The 16,904-nt window shown below is 69.7% G+C and carries 16 protein-coding genes; 4 read left to right on the top strand and 12 right to left on the bottom strand.

Annotation, left to right across the window (positions count from 1 at the left end):
* A partial coding sequence (locus tag VFS34_08865) for a lipase maturation factor family protein (protein ID HET9794559.1) occupies nt 1-959 on the top strand: 959 nt, incomplete at its 5' end.
* Between the two features lie 30 nt (nt 960-989).
* Here VFS34_08865 and pyk read toward each other — a convergent pair.
* Nucleotides 990-2,414, bottom strand: coding sequence for a pyruvate kinase (pyk, locus tag VFS34_08860; GenBank protein ID HET9794558.1), 1,425 nt, complete (start codon nt 2,412-2,414; stop codon nt 990-992).
* Complete coding sequence (locus tag VFS34_08855; protein ID HET9794557.1) at nt 2,411-3,313, bottom strand: Kdo hydroxylase family protein; 903 nt, start codon at nt 3,311-3,313, stop codon at nt 2,411-2,413. Before VFS34_08855 ends, pyk begins: the two co-directional genes overlap by 4 nt.
* A gap of 132 nt (nt 3,314-3,445) precedes the next feature.
* Here VFS34_08855 and VFS34_08850 point away from each other — a divergent pair, with 132 nt between their 5' ends.
* On the top strand, nt 3,446-3,760 hold the full coding sequence (locus VFS34_08850; GenBank protein HET9794556.1) for a hypothetical protein: 315 nt from the start codon (nt 3,446-3,448) through the stop codon (nt 3,758-3,760).
* Nucleotides 3,761-4,112: 352 nt separating this feature from the next.
* On the opposite strand, the gene VFS34_08845 is transcribed toward VFS34_08850, so the two are convergent.
* From VFS34_08845 to VFS34_08805, 9 genes are all read right to left on the bottom strand, one after another.
* Nucleotides 4,113-4,838: a protein-L-isoaspartate(D-aspartate) O-methyltransferase gene (locus tag VFS34_08845; GenBank protein HET9794555.1), complete on the bottom strand. Its 726-nt coding sequence runs from the start codon at nt 4,836-4,838 to the stop codon at nt 4,113-4,115.
* The gene (locus VFS34_08840; protein HET9794554.1) at nt 4,835-6,472 is read right to left on the bottom strand and encodes an amidohydrolase; all 1,638 of its coding nucleotides are present in this window, start codon (nt 6,470-6,472) and stop codon (nt 4,835-4,837) included. Before VFS34_08840 ends, VFS34_08845 begins: the two co-directional genes overlap by 4 nt.
* Nucleotides 6,473-6,533: 61 nt before the next feature.
* The gene (locus VFS34_08835) at nt 6,534-7,964 is read right to left on the bottom strand and encodes a SpoIIE family protein phosphatase (GenBank protein HET9794553.1); all 1,431 of its coding nucleotides are present in this window, start codon (nt 7,962-7,964) and stop codon (nt 6,534-6,536) included.
* Nucleotides 7,961-8,317 (bottom strand): STAS domain-containing protein, encoded by a 357-nt coding sequence (locus VFS34_08830; protein HET9794552.1) that lies wholly within the window; start codon nt 8,315-8,317, stop codon nt 7,961-7,963. The genes VFS34_08835 and VFS34_08830 overlap by 4 nt, the downstream gene beginning before the upstream one ends.
* Nucleotides 8,314-8,754, bottom strand: a complete 441-nt coding sequence (locus VFS34_08825; protein HET9794551.1) for an ATP-binding protein — start codon at nt 8,752-8,754, stop codon at nt 8,314-8,316. Before VFS34_08825 ends, VFS34_08830 begins: the two co-directional genes overlap by 4 nt.
* A 4-nt stretch (nt 8,755-8,758) precedes the next feature.
* A complete protein-coding gene (locus VFS34_08820; protein HET9794550.1) occupies nt 8,759-8,905 on the bottom strand; it encodes a hypothetical protein in 147 nt (48 codons plus the stop codon).
* A 241-nt stretch (nt 8,906-9,146) separates the two neighbouring features.
* Complete coding sequence (locus VFS34_08815; protein HET9794549.1) at nt 9,147-10,637, bottom strand: sigma-54 dependent transcriptional regulator; 1,491 nt, start codon at nt 10,635-10,637, stop codon at nt 9,147-9,149.
* A complete protein-coding gene (locus VFS34_08810; protein ID HET9794548.1) occupies nt 10,634-11,986 on the bottom strand; it encodes a tetratricopeptide repeat protein in 1,353 nt (450 codons plus the stop codon). The genes VFS34_08815 and VFS34_08810 overlap by 4 nt, the downstream gene beginning before the upstream one ends.
* Complete coding sequence (locus VFS34_08805) at nt 11,983-14,529, bottom strand: SpoIIE family protein phosphatase (protein HET9794547.1); 2,547 nt, start codon at nt 14,527-14,529, stop codon at nt 11,983-11,985. The genes VFS34_08810 and VFS34_08805 overlap by 4 nt, the downstream gene beginning before the upstream one ends.
* 94 nt (nt 14,530-14,623) lie before the next feature.
* Between VFS34_08805 and tmk the strand changes: the two genes are divergently transcribed.
* Together tmk and VFS34_08795 are read left to right on the top strand one after the other, a co-directional pair.
* Nucleotides 14,624-15,238, top strand: coding sequence for a dTMP kinase (gene tmk / locus VFS34_08800; protein ID HET9794546.1), 615 nt, complete (start codon nt 14,624-14,626; stop codon nt 15,236-15,238).
* A gap of 4 nt (nt 15,239-15,242) precedes the next feature.
* Nucleotides 15,243-16,106 (top strand): hypothetical protein, encoded by an 864-nt coding sequence (locus tag VFS34_08795; GenBank protein HET9794545.1) that lies wholly within the window; start codon nt 15,243-15,245, stop codon nt 16,104-16,106.
* Nucleotides 16,107-16,525: 419 nt separating this feature from the next.
* Here VFS34_08795 and VFS34_08790 read toward each other — a convergent pair.
* Nucleotides 16,526-16,904: PEGA domain-containing protein (locus VFS34_08790; protein ID HET9794544.1), on the bottom strand; the 379-nt coding region annotated here is incomplete at its 5' end.

The raw sequence follows: 16,904 nt of genomic DNA, 5'->3' as shown, positions 1-16,904 counted from the left end.
GGCTGATGTTCTCCTCGGGCGCCGTGAAGCTCGCGAGCGGCGATCGCGCGTGGCGGAGCCTCACCGCGCTCCGCTTCCATTACGAAACGCAGCCGCTCCCGACGTCGATCGGCTGGTGGGCCCACCAGATCCCGGGGTCGTTCCAGACGATCTCCGCCGTGCTGCTGTTCGCGGTCGAGCTCGTCGCGCCCTTCTTCTTCTTCGCCCCGAGGAGGCTCCGGAACGGCGCGCTGCTTTCGACCGCCGCGCTGCAGATCCTGATCGGGCTCACCGGCAACTACGCCTTCTTCAACGCCCTGACGCTCGCGCTCTGCCTGCTCCTCGTCGACGACCAGACGCTGGGGAGGAAGAACCCCGTGGCGGACGACGGGCCCGCCCGGTCGCGCCGCCCGGTCCTCACCGCGGCCGCGGCGATCGTCCTCTTCCTCGGTGTCGTGCAGATGGCGGAGATCCTTTTTCCCCGGGCCCGGGCGACCGCCGCCCTCGCGTCGGCCGCCTCCGCCGCCGAGCCGTTCCGGACGGTCAACGGCTACGGTCTCTTCGCCGTGATGACGACCACGCGGCCCGAGATCGTCGTCGAGGGAAGCGCCGACGGGCGAGCCTGGACCCCGTACCCGTTCCGCTGGAAGCCCGGCGACGTTTCGCGGCGCCCCCGGTTCGTCGAGCCGCACCAGCCGCGCCTCGACTGGCAGATGTGGTTCGCCGCTCTCTCCGACGTCCGCCAGAACCCCTGGTTCGTCGGCTTCGTCCATCGCCTGCTGGAAGGCGACCGCGACGTCATCCGCCTCCTCGCCGCCGATCCCTTCGCCGGGCACCCTCCGCGCTTCGTCCGCGCGGAGCTTTGGAATTACCGTTTCACGGACCGGGCGACGCGGCGGAAGACGGGAGCCTGGTGGTCGCGAACGCGCATCGGGGAGTACCTCCCGCCCGTGTCGCTCGACGACTTTCGGTCCGAATAGCCGGGACGTTCGGCGGAACCCGCCGCCGGGTCACACCGTATCGACCTTCATCAGGTTCGTGGCGCCGCGAACGCGGGCCGATCCGGAGACGATGACGAGCCGGTCGCCTCGGCGAACCAGCCCGAGCCGCTCGAGGCGCATTTTCGCGTTGGCGATCATCCGGTCCGTGTTCGTCGGCATCGCGAGCGTGATCCCGGTGACCCCGGGATAGAGCGTCGCGCGGCGGCACGCGGCCGAGCGGCGCGCCATCGCGTAGATCGGCCGGCCGCGCACGAACTTCGCCAGGAGCAGCGCCGTCCTTCCCGTCTCGGTGAAGCAGACGACCGCACGCGCGCCGACCTCCGAAGCCGTCTGGCACGCGGCGAGCGCCACCGCGTGCGCGACGGAATGGTCGCGCCGCGAGGGGGAAGCCCTCCCGAGGAACTCCGACTCTTCGGCGCGCAGGGCGATCGTCGCCATCATCGCGACCGACTCCACCGGGTAGGCGCCGCTCGCCGTTTCGGCCGAGAGCATGACCGCGTCGGTGCCGTCGAAGATCGCGTTCGCCACGTCCGAGGCTTCGGCGCGGGTCGGCCGGGCGTGTTCGATCATCGATTCGAGCATCTGCGTGGCCGTGATGACCGGGATCTCTTCCTCGTTGGCCCGCCGGATCAGGCGCTTCTGGATCTCCGGAACGTCCTGGGCCGGGAGCTCGACCCCGAGATCCCCGCGCGCGACCATGATCCCGTCCGCCGCGCGCAGGATCCCGTCCAGGTCTCCGAGCGCCTCCGGCTTCTCGATCTTCGCGATGATCGGAATCGCCGCGTGGTGGCGGAGGAGGAGCGCCTTGAGCCTTCGAAGGTCGTCGGTGGAACGCACGAACGACTGCGCCAGGAAGTCGACCCGCGCGGCCGCCGCGAAAGCGACGTCGCGACGGTCCTTCGCCGTGAGCGATCCGATCGAGAGACTCACGCCGGGAAAATTGAGGCCCTTGTGATCGCGGACGACTCCCCCCACCTTGACCCGGCACGCCACGCGCGGCGACCGGACGCTCTCGACGACCCACTCGAGAAGACCGTCGTCGACGAGGATCCGGTCCCCTCGCGAGACGTCGCGGGCCAGATGCGCGTAATTGACCGGGATCTCGCCCGTCCGGGCTTCGCTCTCGGGCGCGAGCACCAGGCGCTGCCCCCGGAGCACGTCGCGCGCGCCGCCCGGAAGCGTGCCGGTCCGGATCTTCGGACCGGACAGATCGAAGACGATGGGTACGGGTCGGCCGAGCACTCGTTCGAGACGACGGACCGCGTCGATCCGCGCCCGGTGCGCGCCGGCATCGCCGTGCGAGGCGTTGAGCCGCACGATGTCGACGCCGGCTTCGAGGATCCGACGAAGGACGCCCGGCCGATCGGTCGCCGGCCCGAGCGTCGCGACGATCTTGGTGCGCCGGAACGGGGCGGCGCGGCGGCGATCGTTCACGCGAGCGCGCGGCCGGCGAGCTTTTCGAGGACGGCGATCGGCGCCGACGCCGGAACGGCGAGGGACGCGCGGCCGATCAGGAACGTCTGCTCGAGCGCGAACCGCCCCGAGAGCACCGCATGACTCACCGTGTCGGTGTAGACCATCCAGGACGATCCCGCGGGGAAACGGAACTCGTCGGTCGGCGCGCTCGTCTGGTAATCCTCGTTCGCCTTCAGCCAGTCGTGGAAGAGCAGCATGAAACGGTCGTACGCCGAGTGAGCCGGTACCGGCAGCCCGAGCGCGGCGGCCCAAGCCCGGGCCTTCGCGGCGGCGCCGCCGCGGAGGGCCTTCGAAAGAAGCCCCGACGACCGGGCGTATCGCTCCGCGAGCGCCGGGAAGACTTCGGTCCCGGTTTTCCAGTGCCGGGGCTCCTCCGGATTGACGTTCGTGAAGAAGCGCAGGATCCGATCGCCCCGTGTGGGGCGCGTCGGAAACGCGTCGACGTGCATCCGGTCGTTCCTCTTCGAGGCCGAGAGATCCCGCCCCGCCTCCTCGAGCGGCCGATAGCTCGCGTAATCGATCCTCCAGGCGGAGGGATACGACGGGAAGAGCGAGGAGAGGAACGCGACCGATTCGCGCGAGTAGCGGCGAAGCACCCCCCGAAGGCGCTCGGCGTCGCCCGGCTGCTCCGCGACGAAGCCGGTGACGCGATCCGCGGCCGGACGATACGCGATGTTCTTGTGGTATCCCGCGCCGCTCTGCTTCAGCCCGAGCAGGAAACGCCGGTCCTCTTCTCCGATCGGGATGGGCGAGCGGGGCAGGAAAAGGACCTTGCCCTCTTCGAGCGCGCGCTGCAGCTCGGCGCGGCCCGCCTCGGAGAGGGAAGCGGAATCCTCGATCTCGACGACGGCGGCCATCGAAAGGATTCTAACCGCCCGGGCGAACCGCGATGCGGGAGTCTTCCGGCGGCCGAGCGCGCGCTGCGCGCGATCCGCGCGACGCGAGGGGCGGCCCGAAAATTGCTCCAAAACCGGTCGGGAGGGTCCGGAATGACTCGCAAGACGTTTCCCATCCTCGGAACTCTTCTTCTCCTCGTCTTTCTCGCCGGCTGCCCCCCTCCTCCTCCCGCCGACGTCGTCTACGTGCGGCACGCGCCGCCTCCCGCGCAGGTCGAGGTGATCGAGCGCTCTCCCGGCCCGGAGTACGTCTGGATCGGCGGCCACCACGCCTGGGTCGCGGGAACGTACGTCTGGAGTCCGGGGCACTGGGAACGCCGCCCGCACGCGCGCGCCCACTGGGTGGCGGGACACTGGCGGCATTCGAGCCGGGGCTACTACTGGGTCGAAGGCCACTGGAAGTATTAGCCGGCGCGGCGATCCATCCGTCGCGGGAGCTGGCTCGGGGACCGGGGCACGTGACGGCGGTGCGGCTCGTCGAACGAGCGGCTCGACCACCGTCACCCCCGCGCCGACGCTCCCGGTCCCGCATCGCGGAGCTTTCGCCCTCGGTTACTTCGGCGAAAGCCTGCCGCGATCCGAAGGGGCCAGCGCCGAGGCCTGCCTAACGGAGTCGTCTGCATCCGCGATGAAGCGCGTCGAGGCGCGAGCGAGACGGGATGCGGGCCGCCCGCGAGATCCCGAGGCCTGCCGCGGCGTAGGTCGCAGGGTCTCGCGGGCGGCACGCGCCCGTATTCGCTCGATGTATCGGCGCGCCTGCTTACGGTTTGGCAGAAGCTTCGCCCGACATTTTGCCGAACCTCACCGGAATCACCGAATTCTCCGTGACGCTCCCCTTCGCATCCCGGGCGTAGACCTTCAGCTCCTGGAAGAAGTCTCCGACCGGGATCACCATCCGGCCGTTCGGAGCGAGCTGTTCGAGGAGGGCGGGGGGCATGCGGCGCGGCGCGGCGGCGACGAGGATCCCGTCGAACGGCGCCGCTTCCGGCCAGCCGCCGTACCCGTCTCCGATCCGGAACCGGACGTTCGTCCGGCCCAGGCTCCGGAGTCGATCCTGGGCCCGCCGCGAGATGCCGGGAAGGATCTCGATCGAGTACACCTCGGCCGCGAGGCGGGAGAGCACGGCCGATTCGTATCCCGATCCCGTGCCGACTTCGAGGATCCGGTCCGTCGGCTGGATGTCGAGGAGCTCCGTCATGAGCGCCGCGACGTAGGGCTGGGCCATCGTCTGGCCTTCGCCGATCGGCACGGGACGGTCGGCGTAGGCCTCCGTGCGATGCGCCGGATCGACGAACAGATGTCGCGGCACGGCGCGGAGCGCCGCGAGCAGGCGCGGATCCCGGATGCCCCGCGCGACGATCTGGGTCCGGATCATGCGCTCGCGCGCCGCGTTCTCGGGATCGGCCGACGGCGGCTCCGCCGGCCGGCATGCCGCCGCGGCGAGCCAACCCGCGGCGGCGACGGCCGCGAGCGACGCCCGTCTCATGACCTCGGATGAGCGACGTTGCCCGCCACGACGGTCATCAGCACCCGCGCGCGAAGGATCTCCCCCGCCCGGCACGCGCGGAGGTCGCGATCGAGCACGGTGAAGTCCGCGTCCTTTCCGGGCGCGATCGAGCCTCGACGCGCCTCCTGGAACATCGCGTACGCCGCGCCGGTGGTGTAGAGCGCGATCGCGTCCGTTCGGGAGAGATCTTCCTCCGGCCGCCATCCCCCCTCGGGTTTGCCGTCGGCGTCCTCCCGGGTGACAGCGGCGTATATTCCCTTCCGAGGGTCGTTCGACTCGACCGGGAAATCGCTTCCCCCCGCGAGTCGGGCACCCGCCTTCGCGAGAGTTCGCCACGCATACGCCTCGCCGATCCGCCGGGCCGACAGGCGGGCCTCGGCCCACGGCATGTCCGACGTCGTGAACGACGGCTGGATCGAGGCGATCACGCCGAGGCGGGCGAACCGCGGCCGGTCCTCGGGAGAGACGACCTGGGCGTGCTCGATCCGCGGACGCGGATCCCGCACCGGGACCGCCTTCTCGGCCGCCTCGAAGGCGTCGAGCGCCGTGCGGTTCGCGCGATCCCCGATCGCATGGATCCAGACCTGGAAACCGGCCGCGAAGCACCTTTTCGCGATCGCCGCGATCCGCGCCGGCGGCGTCACGTCGAGGCCGCGGTTGCCCGGGTCGTCCGAATAATCGGCGAGGAGCGCCGCTCCGCGGCTCCCGAGCGCCCCGTCGGCGTAGATCTTCACCGCGCGCACCGAGAGCATCTCGCCGATGCTCGGACCCGCCGCGAGGAGCGCGTCGAAGCCGGGATCGAAAGCGCCGATCGTCGCGTACACCCGGATCGGCAGCGCTCCTTCCTCCGCCATCCTGCGCAAGACCGAGATCTCGCGCGCGCCGTAGCCGGAGGCGTCTCCGACCTCCGTCAGGCCGAGGGAAGCGCAGGACGCGAGCGCCGCCGTGAACGCCCGCCGCAGGTCGGCATCGGACGGCTCCGGCCGCGCGCGCATCACGACGTCCATGGCGTTGTCGACGAAGACGCCCGAGGGCGAGCCGTCCGGCCGGCGCACGATCCTTCCGCCGGGAGGGTCGGGCGTCGACCGGGTGATGCCCGCGGCGCGCATCGCCGCGCTGTCGACCCAGACGGCATGCCCGTCGATCCGCCGGGCGAACGCCGGCCGGTCCGGGAACACGGCGTCGAGCGTGCGGGCGTCGGGGAATTCCTTCGGCGTCCAGAGATTCTGATCCCAGCCGTCCCCCTCCGCCCACGTTCCGGCGGGGACGGCCCGCGCGCGCATCTTTTCCGCGCATGCCTCCGCCGACCCGAGGCCCTTCAGGTCCGCGGACTCCAGAGACTTGCCGAGCTCCGCGAGGTGGCCGTGCGCGTCGGCGAAACCGGGATAGACGAACGCTCCGGCGAGGTCGACCGGGACGGCCCCGGGCGCGCGGTGGCGAGCCTCGGCGGGCGGCCCCACGAAGGCGACGCGGCCGCCTTCGACGAGAATCGAGAGTTCCGCCGCGGGCGCGCCCGGCTCCGCGATGACTTTGCCGTTCTCGAAGAGCGTCGCTCCCCCTCCTCCGCGCGCCAGCGCGATCACGGCGAGCGCGGCGGCGGCGCCGAATCTCATCCGATGAATTTACAACGATTCGCCGGGAGCGCGGCGGATTCCCGCCGGCGCGCGCCGCCCGTCACGCCTCCTTCTCGCTGCGCGCGAGAAGCAGGAGCGTCTGGTCGTCGTACTGGGGCGCGGCATCCGCGAAGAGCAGCACCTCGCCGAAGAGCTTCGAGGCGGCTTCGCGGACCGGAAGGCCGGCCACGCGCGAAAAGTAGGCGGCGAGGCGTTCGGTGCCGAATTCCTCCTGCATCGGATTCTGCGCTTCGGTGATCCCGTCCGTGTAGACGCAGAGCCGGTCGCCGGGGCGAATCGTCGCCCGGGCCTCCTCCCAGACCGAGTCGGCGAAGATGCCGACGGGGCGGCCGGTCGCCGGCAGCCATTCGAGGGAGCCGTCGGCGCGCGCGAGGAGCGCGGGGTTGTGCCCGGCGGAGACGTACTGGAGCTCTCCCGTCCGGGTGTGGAACACGCCCAGGAACAGGGTCGCGAACTTCCGGGCACGCGAGAAGCGGCGGAGATGCCGGTGGACGCGCTCGACGAGCTCGACGGGCGTCCGCGCGTCCTCGATCTGCAGGTGGATCGCCGAGGCGAGCGTCGACACGAGGAGCGCTGCCGGGACGCCCTTCCCCGACACGTCCGCCACGACGAACGCGAAGCGATCGCCGGCGAGCGGAAAGAAGTCGTAGTAGTCGCCGCCGACCTGCCGCGTCGAACGGTTCTCGGCCGCGAGCTCGAGACCGGGGAACTCCGGGACTTCCTGCGGGAGGATCTCCCGCTGGATCGCGGCCGCGAGCTCGAGTTCCCGTTCCATGCGCTCCTTCTCCAGCGCTTCGCGGTGCAGCCGCGCGGTCTCGATCGCCGTCGCGGCCTGGCTGGCGAAGAGCGCGAGGAGCCGGGCGTCGGAGGGAAAGAAGTCCCGGATCGTCCCGTCGCGCGTCTCCTTGTCGGCGACGGCGAGCACCCCGAGCCGCCGGGTTTCCGACTGGATGGGCACGACGAGGCATTTCTGGCATTCGGAGAGCCAGACCCCCGAGATGGGGAGCGTGCCCGCCTCGTTGTTGATCGCCCCCTCCGCGCCGAGGTCGAGACGGATCGCCTCGTCACCCGACAGCAGCGCCCCGCCGAACGAACGGGAGAGGATCGGTCGGTCGCCGTCGAACAGGTGGAGCGCGCCCGAGCGGGAGTTCGTGAGCGAGATGGACCGCAGGAGGATCTCGTCGGCGAGCCGGTCGAGGTCGAGCTGCCCGCCGATCGAGAGCCCGAGGTCGTAGAGCGATTCGAGCTCGAGGACCCGCTCCTTGAGCTCGAATCGGGTTTCCTTCAGCACCCGGCCCAGGAGCCGGGCGGCGACCCAGGCCGCGGTCGATCCGCCTTCCGGAGATGCCGCGACGGCGTCCCCGATCCTCGCGAGCAGCGTCTCCTCGTCGCCCGGATCCTCGCCGATCGCCGTCAGGATCTCGCGGATCCGCGGGACCAGGGCCGCCGCGCCGTCTCCGGCGCGCGTCATGCGGGCGCCGAAAGCGCGGAGCGGGCCTCCTCCTCGGTGGCGTGGATCCCGGCGTACTGGGCGAGCCCCATGATCCGGAACGTCTTGTCGATCGTCGGCGTGAGGCGGCAGAAGGCGAGTGCGCCCTTGCGCTCCATCATCTTCTCGAGCACCTCGATCAGGATCGAAATTCCGATCGAGTTCACGATCTTCGTCTTTTCGAGGTTCAGGACGATCCGGGAGACCCCGCCGTCGATCAGCAGCTGGATGCAGCGCTCGATCTCCTCGCCCCCCTCGCGGTTGATGTATCCGTCGGTCCGGACGACGGCGAGGTCCCCGTCGCGGACGGTTTCGACGCGGCACGATTCGTTCATTTGTACTTCCGCATCACGATCGTCGTCCCGTTCGCGGTCGAGCGGATCTCGACCTCGTCCATGAGGCTCTGGATGAACTTCAGTCCCCACCCGCGCTTGTTCCCGCCGCCCCCGAGCTTCCGCTCGAGCTCCGGCGGCTCGACGCGCGCGGGGTCGAATCCCTTCCCGCGATCCGCCACCGTGACCTCCAGCATCTCGGAGCCTCCCGGCCGGCGCGAGACGCGAAATCGCAGGTCCACGTGACCCGCGCTCTGTCCGGCGTGCTCGAACGCGTTGATGCACGCCTCGACCAGAGCGAACTTGACCTCGTCGATCTTATCCCGACTGAGCCGCATGGCCTCGCCGAGCGCCTCGGCCTGAGCGGTCGCGGCGAGCTCCATCCCCGGCGTCGACGGGATCGAGAGGCACACCTCTTTCGCCATCAGGGGCGCGTCCACCGCCTCAGAACTGGAGGAACGCACGAAGCGCTGCCCAGCCCCAGGCGGGAACCGGAAGCACCAGCAGCGTCCCGGCCGCGACGGCAGCCGTCGCGAAGAGAGCGGCCCTCGCGAGAGAACCGACGACGACGGGATGCGTGATGGCTTTCATGGTTTGCTTCGCGAAACCGTCCCATCGCAAGCCTTCTGCCAGTCCGGCAGCGGCGGCACTCGGTGGGTATCTCTTTCACCATCAGCGACTTCACGCCCCTCTGCCCATTCCACAGCGATGGACGATACTGTGGCATAGCGTCACAATAACAATCGTCACTGGAGGTCTACAAAATATTAATCCGTTTACCATACGGTGTTTACATAAAATTCGTGACATTTTGCTACTGAGACAAAAAGCATCATATCTTCTTCCGGTAGAGGGTACGACGGTCGATCCCCAGGAGACGGGCCGCCCGGCTCTTGTTTCCCTTCGCGAGGCGGAGCACCCGCTGGATGTGCCGGGTTTCGAGCTGCCGGAGCGAGACCGCGTCCGGTTCCCCGCCCGGGGTCCCCTCGTCCACGGGCGCGTCGATCCACTGGAGATCCTCTCGCCGGATCGTTCCCCCTCCCGCCAGCGCAGCGGCCCCCTCGAGCAGGTTTTCGAGCTCCCGCACGTTTCCCCGGAACGGGTGCGCCATGAGGGCGCGCATCGCTCCCCGATCGATCGAGGGAACCGGCTTTCCTTCCCTCGCGGCGAATCGCCCGAGGAAGTAGCGGACGAGCCGGGGAAGGTCCTCGCGGCGCGCCCGAAGGGGCGGAAGCGCGATCTCGACGACCCGCAGGCGATAGTAGAGGTCTTCCCGGAAGCGTTTCTCCGCGATCATCCGCGCCAGGTCCTGATGGGTCGCCGACAGCACCCGCACGTCGAGCGCCACCTTCCGGCGGCCACCGACGCGTTCCGATTCCCGCTCCTGGAGCACGCGCAGGATCTTCGCCTGGAGCGCGGGAGGCATGTCCCCGATTTCGTCGAGGAAGATCGTCCCCCCCTGCGCCTGCTCGAACTTTCCCGAGCGCGCCTCGACGCCCGTCGCGACCCCCTTCTCGATCCCGAAGAGCTCCGCTTCGAGCAGCGACTCGGGCAGGGCGGCGCAGTTGATCGCGACGAAGGGCGCCTGTCGGCGCGGGCTCTTCTCGTGGATCAGCCGCGCGACGAGCTCCTTTCCGGTCCCGCTCTCCCCCGTGATCAGGACGGACACGGAAGAGGGCGCGACGCGGCCGATCAGTTCGATCACCCGCTTCATCACCGCCGACTCGCCGACGAGGAAGAGGTCCGCCGCGGCGCGCCCGGACGCGTCGCGCAACCGGCGATTCTCCTCCTCGAGGCGCTGCCGCTCCCGCTCGAGCCGCGCGACGTGCCGGCGCTTTTCGATCGCGACGCCGCACAGCGCCGCGAGCGACGACAGGAACCGGCCGTCCTCGGAGGTGAACGGCAGATCTCCGCCCCGCGATTCCTTGTCCGCGAGAACGAGCCAGCCGAGGCTCCCGGCCTGGGACCCGATCACCGTTCCGAGCACGTTGCCGACCGGGGTCTTCAGGAGCGACGTTCGCCCGCGCGCGACCGGAGCGCCCGCGGCTTCGAGCTCGGCGAGGAGCGGCTCGGCGAGGAGCGTGGAGCTCGCGATCTTGCGGGGGAAACCGAGGAGCGCACGCGCGCCGATCTCGCCGTCTTCCGAGAGCGTCACGAAGAAGCCCCTCGAGGCGTCGAGAACGGACGCCGCGCGCGCGAGTGCTTCTTCGGCGAGCGGCTGCTCCGCCTCGATCGCCGGCAGCGTCAGCGCCGCGTCGTACAGCGTCTCGAGCTGCAGCAGCCGCCGCTGGGTCTCGAACGCCGTCGCGTGCTCGGCCTTCACGCGCCCTTCTTCCCCTCGATCTCGGCGGCCGCCTCGGCCGTTTCGGCGTTGTTCGGGTTGAAACGCCGGTTGACGGCGAGAAGGGCTTCGGCGCCGGCGATGTCGCCGGTCCCGGCTTTCGCCCGGGCGAGGATGGCGCGGCAGCGGATCGCGATCGCCTGATCCTGGAGCGTCCCCTCGCGGCCCGGCTCGGGGAGATTCGAGGAGAGCCAGCGGATCGCCTCCGCCAGATGCCCCGCCTGGAACTCGATCCGGCCCCTCAACAGGCCGGAGATCCGGGCGTACTGCGCGCGGACCTTCTCGTCCGCCTTCGCCGGAGGCGCGAACGTCTTCCACTGCGCGACCGCCTCGTCGAACTTTCCCTCGTCCGAAAGGACCGCGGCCCGCATCAGCGGCCGCGGATCGGGGGTGTCGCCGAGCGCCAGCCCGGAAGCCCGGTCGAGGACCTCGTGCTCGAGCGCCAGGTCCTTCGTCCGGTGGCCGAGGGTCAACAGCTCGATCAGGACGGAGAGACGCAGGGCCGGCGAATCCTTGTATGCCCGCTCGGCGGCTTCGAACGCCGCGCGCGCGGCGGCGGCGTCCCCCTTCCCCGCGTAGGCGACGCCGAGGTGGGTGAGGCTCGGGGTGAAGTCGGGCTTGATCGAAAGCGCCTTCTTCAGGTCGCGGATCGCCTCGTCGTACCGTCCGCTGGCCGCCTCGACTTCGCCCAGGCTGTCGAACGGGTTCGCCTCGTCGGGAGCCAGATACGCGTACTTCTTCAGGTCCGCGACCGCCTCCGCGTAGTCCCCGCGGAATGCCGAGTTGTACCCGAGGAGGTTGTACGCCGACGCGTTGTTCGGATTCGTCGCCAGCCACTCGCGGTAGATGGCGTTCGCCTCCTCGGTCTGCCCGCGGCTGCCGGCGATCGAGCCGAGGAAGCTGTATCCCCGCTCGTCGTGATAGTCGTCCTTGAGGACGATCGCCAGGCGCGTCGCGTCGTCGACCCGGTTCTCGGACCAGGCGCGGAGGAGATCGAGCACCATGCGTTCCCGGCGCGTGACCCGCGACCGGCCCGCGTTCGCTTTCGCCAGCCAGGCCTTCGCCGCCGGCGGGTTCGAGTACATGTCGATGTTCGCCATCGAGACCATCGCCATCACGAACTGCGGATCGCGCGCGAGGGCCGCCTCGAAATGCCGCCGTGCGTCCGACATGTACATCCGGTGGAGCTCGTCCTGTCCGGCCGTGTACTCCCGGTAGGCCTCGGCCGAGGAGGTCGTCACCGTCCGCCGCGGCGGGACGAGGAATGCCGCCGCGAGCGCGGCGACGAGCACGGCGCTCCCGGCGAGGAGGAGAGTCTTTCCCTTCTTCATGGCCGTCCTTTCGTGACGTTCATCAGGAGGAACGTCATGTCGTCGTACTGCTCCGCGTCGCCCACGTGGCGCCGCACGTCGGCGAGGATTCCGCTCGCCGTCGCATCCAGATCGGACGAAGCATGGCGCGCGAGCGACTCGGCGAGGAGCTCGTCGCCGAACGGATTCATCGCTCCGTCCATCGCCTCGGTGAACCCGTCCGTGTAGAAGAACAGGAGATCCCCCGGGGCGAGAAACACCTCCCGCGTATCGTACGGCACGTCCTTGAGCGCGCCGAGCGGCAGGCGGAACTCCGGCGGGTCGAGCGGCACCGGACCGCCCTTGCCCGGGCGCAGGAGGAGCGGCAGAGGCTGTCCGCCGATCGCATACCGCAGCGAGAGCGCATTCGGGTCGAAGACGAAGTAGCTCATGGCGACGAACATCTTCCGCTTGATGTCGTAGATCCGCCGGTTCGACTCCCGGAAGAGCGCGCCCGGGTCCGGGATCCCTCGCGAGCCCGCGAACATGATCTCCCGGGATGCGACCATGAGCAGCGAGGCGGGGATCGATTTTCCGGACACGTCCCCCATGACGAACCCGATCCGGCTCCCTCCGTCGATCGGGAAGAAATCGTAGAAGTCGCCGCCGACGATGCGCGCCGGAAGGCTTCCCCCGGTGAACCGCACGCCCGGAAGCCGCGGGAACTCGGTCGGGAAGAGGCTCGTCTGGATGTCGCGCGCGATCTCGAGGTCGCGCCGGAATTCGGCCTGCTGGGTCATCTCGTCGTGCAGACGGGCGGTCTCGATGGCCGTCGCCGCCTGGTTCGCGAGCGTCTCGAGGAGCAGGGAGTCGTCGCGGTCGAAGTCCTCCTCGGAGAGCTTGCCGTTGAGCGCGAAGAATCCCATCAGCTTCTCGCGGTACACCACCGGCACGAGGAGCTTGACGCCGCGATGCGAGAGGGCGGAGAGCAGTCGCGCGCTCTCGGGCTCTCCCCAGCAGCCGGAGGCGAGCTCGCCGATCTCGCGCGGCCGGCCCGAGCCGCGGAGGAAGCGCGCGGCGAGCGACGAGAGGGAAATCTTCTCGTCGCGATGCTCCCGCCCGACGAGCTGCTGCTCCCGGTCGCGGAGAAAGATCTCGGCGCCGGAGACCCGGAGGAGCGAAACGAGCCGGGCCGTCAGGTAGTCGGCGACTTTCGCGAGGTCGAGCTCGGCCGCCACGGTCTCCGACACTTCGAGCACGGCGTTCTGATAGTCGACCTTCTCCCGGAAGAAGAGCTTGTCGATCGGCGTCTGCAGGCGCCGCCGGAGGAACTCGAAGAGCGGGATCACGACGAGGAAGAAACCGAAGAAGAAGAGCCGCGACGTCGAGAGGCGGGAATTCGCGAACAGCGTGTTCGCCGCCGCGAGAGCCCCGGCGTAGAGCGCGAAGATCACGGCCGTCGTGATCGTGTACAGGATCGATTTCCGCACGATCACCCGGACGTTCAGGATCTGGTATCGGACGATCGCGTACGCGAACGTGAGGGGGATCAGGATCATCGGCGCCACGCCCCAGAAGACGTACGCGTCGTTGTGGAACACCGTCGGAAAGATGATGCCGAACACGACGAACGGGCCGGTGCCGAGGATCGTTCCGAAGAAAACCTGCGTCACCTGGCGCCGCTCGACGGGATTGGCGAGAGTGAAAGCGGAGTGGGCGAGCGCGATCAGGCCGAGGACGAGATAGTCGCCGAGGAGCACCCACGAGGCGATCGGGGCGCCCGAAAGGAGGGCGACGGGCCGACCGGCGATCTGCCGTCGGACGTCGAGGATGAAGACGATCGGAGGAACGGCGTAGATCAGGAAATAGAGGAGGCGGCTTCCGTTCAGGAACTCCTGGAGAGCCCGCGCCACCGCCGAGGGCGACTTCTCGAAGGGATCGGCGGGGGGATCGGCGAAGTGAAACCGGTTCGGCCTCGGAAAAACGAGGAAGAAATGCAGGAAAGCCGCGGGGAGGAGGAACAGCGAGATCGTTCCCGTGTTCTGGACGAACAGGTCCACCCACCAGTACGACGCCGGACGCAGGCGGCAGACGAAAAAAAGGAGGAAGAGCACGCACACCACGAAGAAGATCCAGACGGCCTCGTCCTCGGGACGCTTCCAGAAGACGAAGAAGCCGATCGCGAAGAAGAGCAGGCCGATGACCGCCTCGTAGAGATAGGTCGGGTCGCCCAGCGTGCGGCCGGCCAGCGGCACCGGCACCGTGAAGATCTCTCCCCCGCGGGCGACGAGGTAGTCGACGGTCGAGCCGATCCGGCAGCGCAGCAGCTCGCGCGAGGCGTCGGAGGGCTTTCGGACGATCCGGTGGTTGATCCCCTCGATCCGGTCGCCCGGACGAATTCCCGCCTTTTCCGCGCCCGACTCGTGCACCACCTCGCGGACGAGGACGCCCTCCTGGCCGTAGGGGTACGGCACGATGCCGTCGGACGGGCGGCGCACGAACATGTCCGCGAGCGAACTCACGGCGATCGCCAGGCCCACGAAACCGAAGGCCAGCAATGCTTTCCGGCGTGATGCGAGGTTCATGGCCGTCCGGTAATCATACGGCCCCCGGGTACGGGAGTTCTCCGGTCGCGGCCGCCTTTCGGGGTCTCCTCCCGGTCGCGCATAATGCGCCACGATGCCCCTCGTCACGTTCGAAGGAATCGAAGGCTCGGGGAAATCGACGCAGGCGCGCCGAGCGGCGGAGCTCTGTCGCACGAAAGGCCGCGAAGTGCTCCTCGAACGCGAACCGGGAGGCACGGCGGTCGGCCGGAGGCTCCGCGAGGTCCTTCTCGACCCCGCATCCCGGGGACTCGACCCGTTCTCGGAACTCCTCCTGATGGAAGCCGACCGGCGGCAGCACGTCGCCGAGGTGCTCGAGCCCGCCCTCGCCCGCGGCGCTCTCGTCCTCTGCGACCGCTTCAACGACGCGACGTTCGCGTATCAGGGAGGCGGGCGAGGGCTCCCGCCGGAAGTCGTCGAGGCGATCGACCGCTGGTCCGTCCGCGGGATGCGGCCCGATCGCACGCTCCTTTTCGACTGCCCCGTCGACGTCGGGCTCGCGCGGGCGCGCCGCCGCGACGGCGAAGCGACCCCGCGCTTCGAAGCCGAGGACCGCGCCTTCCACGAGCGCGTGCGCACCGCCTATCTCGCGATCGCCGACCGCGAGCCGGAGCGCGTGAAGGTGATCGACACCACACGGCCTCCGGACGCGGTCTTCGAGGACGTTCGGCGGCATCTCGAGGGATTCTGACCCGTTGCCGACCCTCCTGATCTCCGGAGACTCCCCGTCGCGCCTCGCGGGCGAGGCGCTCCGCATCGCGTCGGAGATCCTCTGCCGCGGGCACTCCGACCCGCGCGCCTGCGGCGTTTGCCGGAGGATCGCGGAGGGGTCGCATCCCGACTTCCTGCGGGTCGGTCCGGAAGGGACGCAGATCAAGGTCGACGCGGCGCGAGAAGCGATTCGCTTCGCCGCCGGACGCCCGTACGAGGGGCCGGCCCGGGTCGTGTGGGTGGAATCGGCGGAGACCCTCCGCGAGGGCCCCGCCGCCAACGCGCTGCTGAAGTCCCTGGAGGAACCGGGAGGATTCCTCACGTGGATTCTCACGACGACCGTTCCTGACGCGATCCTCGGCACGATCCGTTCGCGCTGCGAGCAGCGGCGGCTGCCGCGCCGGTCGGCGGAGGAACGGCGGGCGTCTCTCGCGCGGCGGCTGCCCCCGGGCGACGTGGAAGACGCGCTCGCGTTCGGCGTCGAGGAAACCGACGAGGTCGACCTGGGTCCCGCTCGCGAGCTCCGCCGGACGGCGCTCGCGGCCCTGGGGACCGGGGCGACGTCTTCCCTGCTCGCGCTCGCCGCGGCCGCCGCCGAGGAAGAAGACGCCCCCCGCCTCGTGGCCGGCCTCCTGCGCGACGCGGCCGTCCTCGCCTCGGGAGGATCCCCCGACCGTCTCCGGCACCGCGCGGCGGCGGCCGAGCTCGCGGCCGTCGCCCGGATCCACTCCTCCGATGCACTCCGCCGTGCCGCCATCGAAGTCGACGCGCTTCCCGAACGCTTCCAGCGCTTCCTGCAGAAGCGCCTCGCGTGGGAGCGCGCGCTTCTAGAGCTGTCTGCTCACTAGGAGACGGGTGCGCCGCGCCGGCCCAAGCGCGAACTGAGCGTCAGACGATGTCGGATGAGGTCAACGACGAGGCGCGGCGAGACGCGAGCGAGACGGGATGCGGGCAGCCTGCGGCGACCGGAGGCGTACTGAATCTGCTACGTCGGAGGGAGACGCCGGCCTGCACGCGCCCGTAATCGCTCGATGTATCGCCACGCCGGCCTGCGAGGGAAGATCGGGGGGAGGAGGCGAACACGGGGTGTGAGAAGGAGGATGTCGGAAGAGCGCGGGTTTTGGTATCAGTGAGTGGATGAGATGATTGACGCCCGCCTTCGCTCCCTCCCCCCGAAACCGATCTACCTTGCCCTTGTCGAAATTGTACCCGAATCCAGCCCGGGCGTCCAGCGGATTCGCGGGACGCCCGGGACGAGATGTAACTTCTAGCGCTGCAGCGAAATCGCGGCCCGCCCGATCCGGGTGCCCGAGACCTGAACCCGGGTCGTCGCTTCCCGGTAGCCGGGGCATGTCACGACGACTCGATGTTCGCCGGCCGAGACCGCGAGCCCCTCCGGGAGAGCGTCGAGCTCCCGCGCGCTCCCCGCGAATCGGTCGTCCACGTAGATGGCCGCGTCCGGAGGCGAAACGTCGAAGACGATTCGCGCCTCCGCCCCGGACGGCGCCGGGGACGCTTCGGGCGGAACGGGCTCGCTCGGAACGGCCTGATCGCGCGATTCCCGCGGAGCGTTCTCCGGTGCGTAGCGGTCATCGTCGGAATCCGCCGAGCCCGGACCGGCGGGTTGATCGTCCCGGTAGAGCTCC

The sequence above is a fragment of the Thermoanaerobaculia bacterium genome, from assembly GCA_035717485.1.
Lineage (GTDB): Bacteria > Acidobacteriota > Thermoanaerobaculia > UBA5066 > DATFVB01 > DATFVB01.
The sequence above is the reverse complement of the archived record's forward strand: the minus strand, read 5'-3'. Positions and strand labels throughout refer to the sequence as shown.

Excerpts from the sequence above, each read along its gene's own strand:
- VFS34_08855 (HET9794557.1), bottom strand. The coding sequence starts at position 3,313 with ATGGCCGCCGTCGTCGAGATCGAGGATTCCGCTTCCCTCTCCGAGGCG.
- VFS34_08850 (HET9794556.1), top strand. The coding sequence starts at position 3,446 with ATGACTCGCAAGACGTTTCCCATCCTCGGAACTCTTCTTCTCCTCGTC.
- VFS34_08845 (HET9794555.1), bottom strand. The coding sequence starts at position 4,838 with ATGAGACGGGCGTCGCTCGCGGCCGTCGCCGCCGCGGGTTGGCTCGCC.
- VFS34_08840 (HET9794554.1), bottom strand. The coding sequence starts at position 6,472 with ATGAGATTCGGCGCCGCCGCCGCGCTCGCCGTGATCGCGCTGGCGCGC.
- VFS34_08835 (HET9794553.1), bottom strand. The coding sequence starts at position 7,964 with ATGACGCGCGCCGGAGACGGCGCGGCGGCCCTGGTCCCGCGGATCCGC.
- VFS34_08830 (HET9794552.1), bottom strand. The coding sequence starts at position 8,317 with ATGAACGAATCGTGCCGCGTCGAAACCGTCCGCGACGGGGACCTCGCC.
- VFS34_08820 (HET9794550.1), bottom strand. The coding sequence starts at position 8,905 with ATGAAAGCCATCACGCATCCCGTCGTCGTCGGTTCTCTCGCGAGGGCC.
- VFS34_08810 (HET9794548.1), bottom strand. The coding sequence starts at position 11,986 with ATGAAGAAGGGAAAGACTCTCCTCCTCGCCGGGAGCGCCGTGCTCGTC.
- VFS34_08805 (HET9794547.1), bottom strand. The coding sequence starts at position 14,529 with ATGAACCTCGCATCACGCCGGAAAGCATTGCTGGCCTTCGGTTTCGTG.
- tmk (HET9794546.1), top strand. The coding sequence starts at position 14,624 with ATGCCCCTCGTCACGTTCGAAGGAATCGAAGGCTCGGGGAAATCGACG.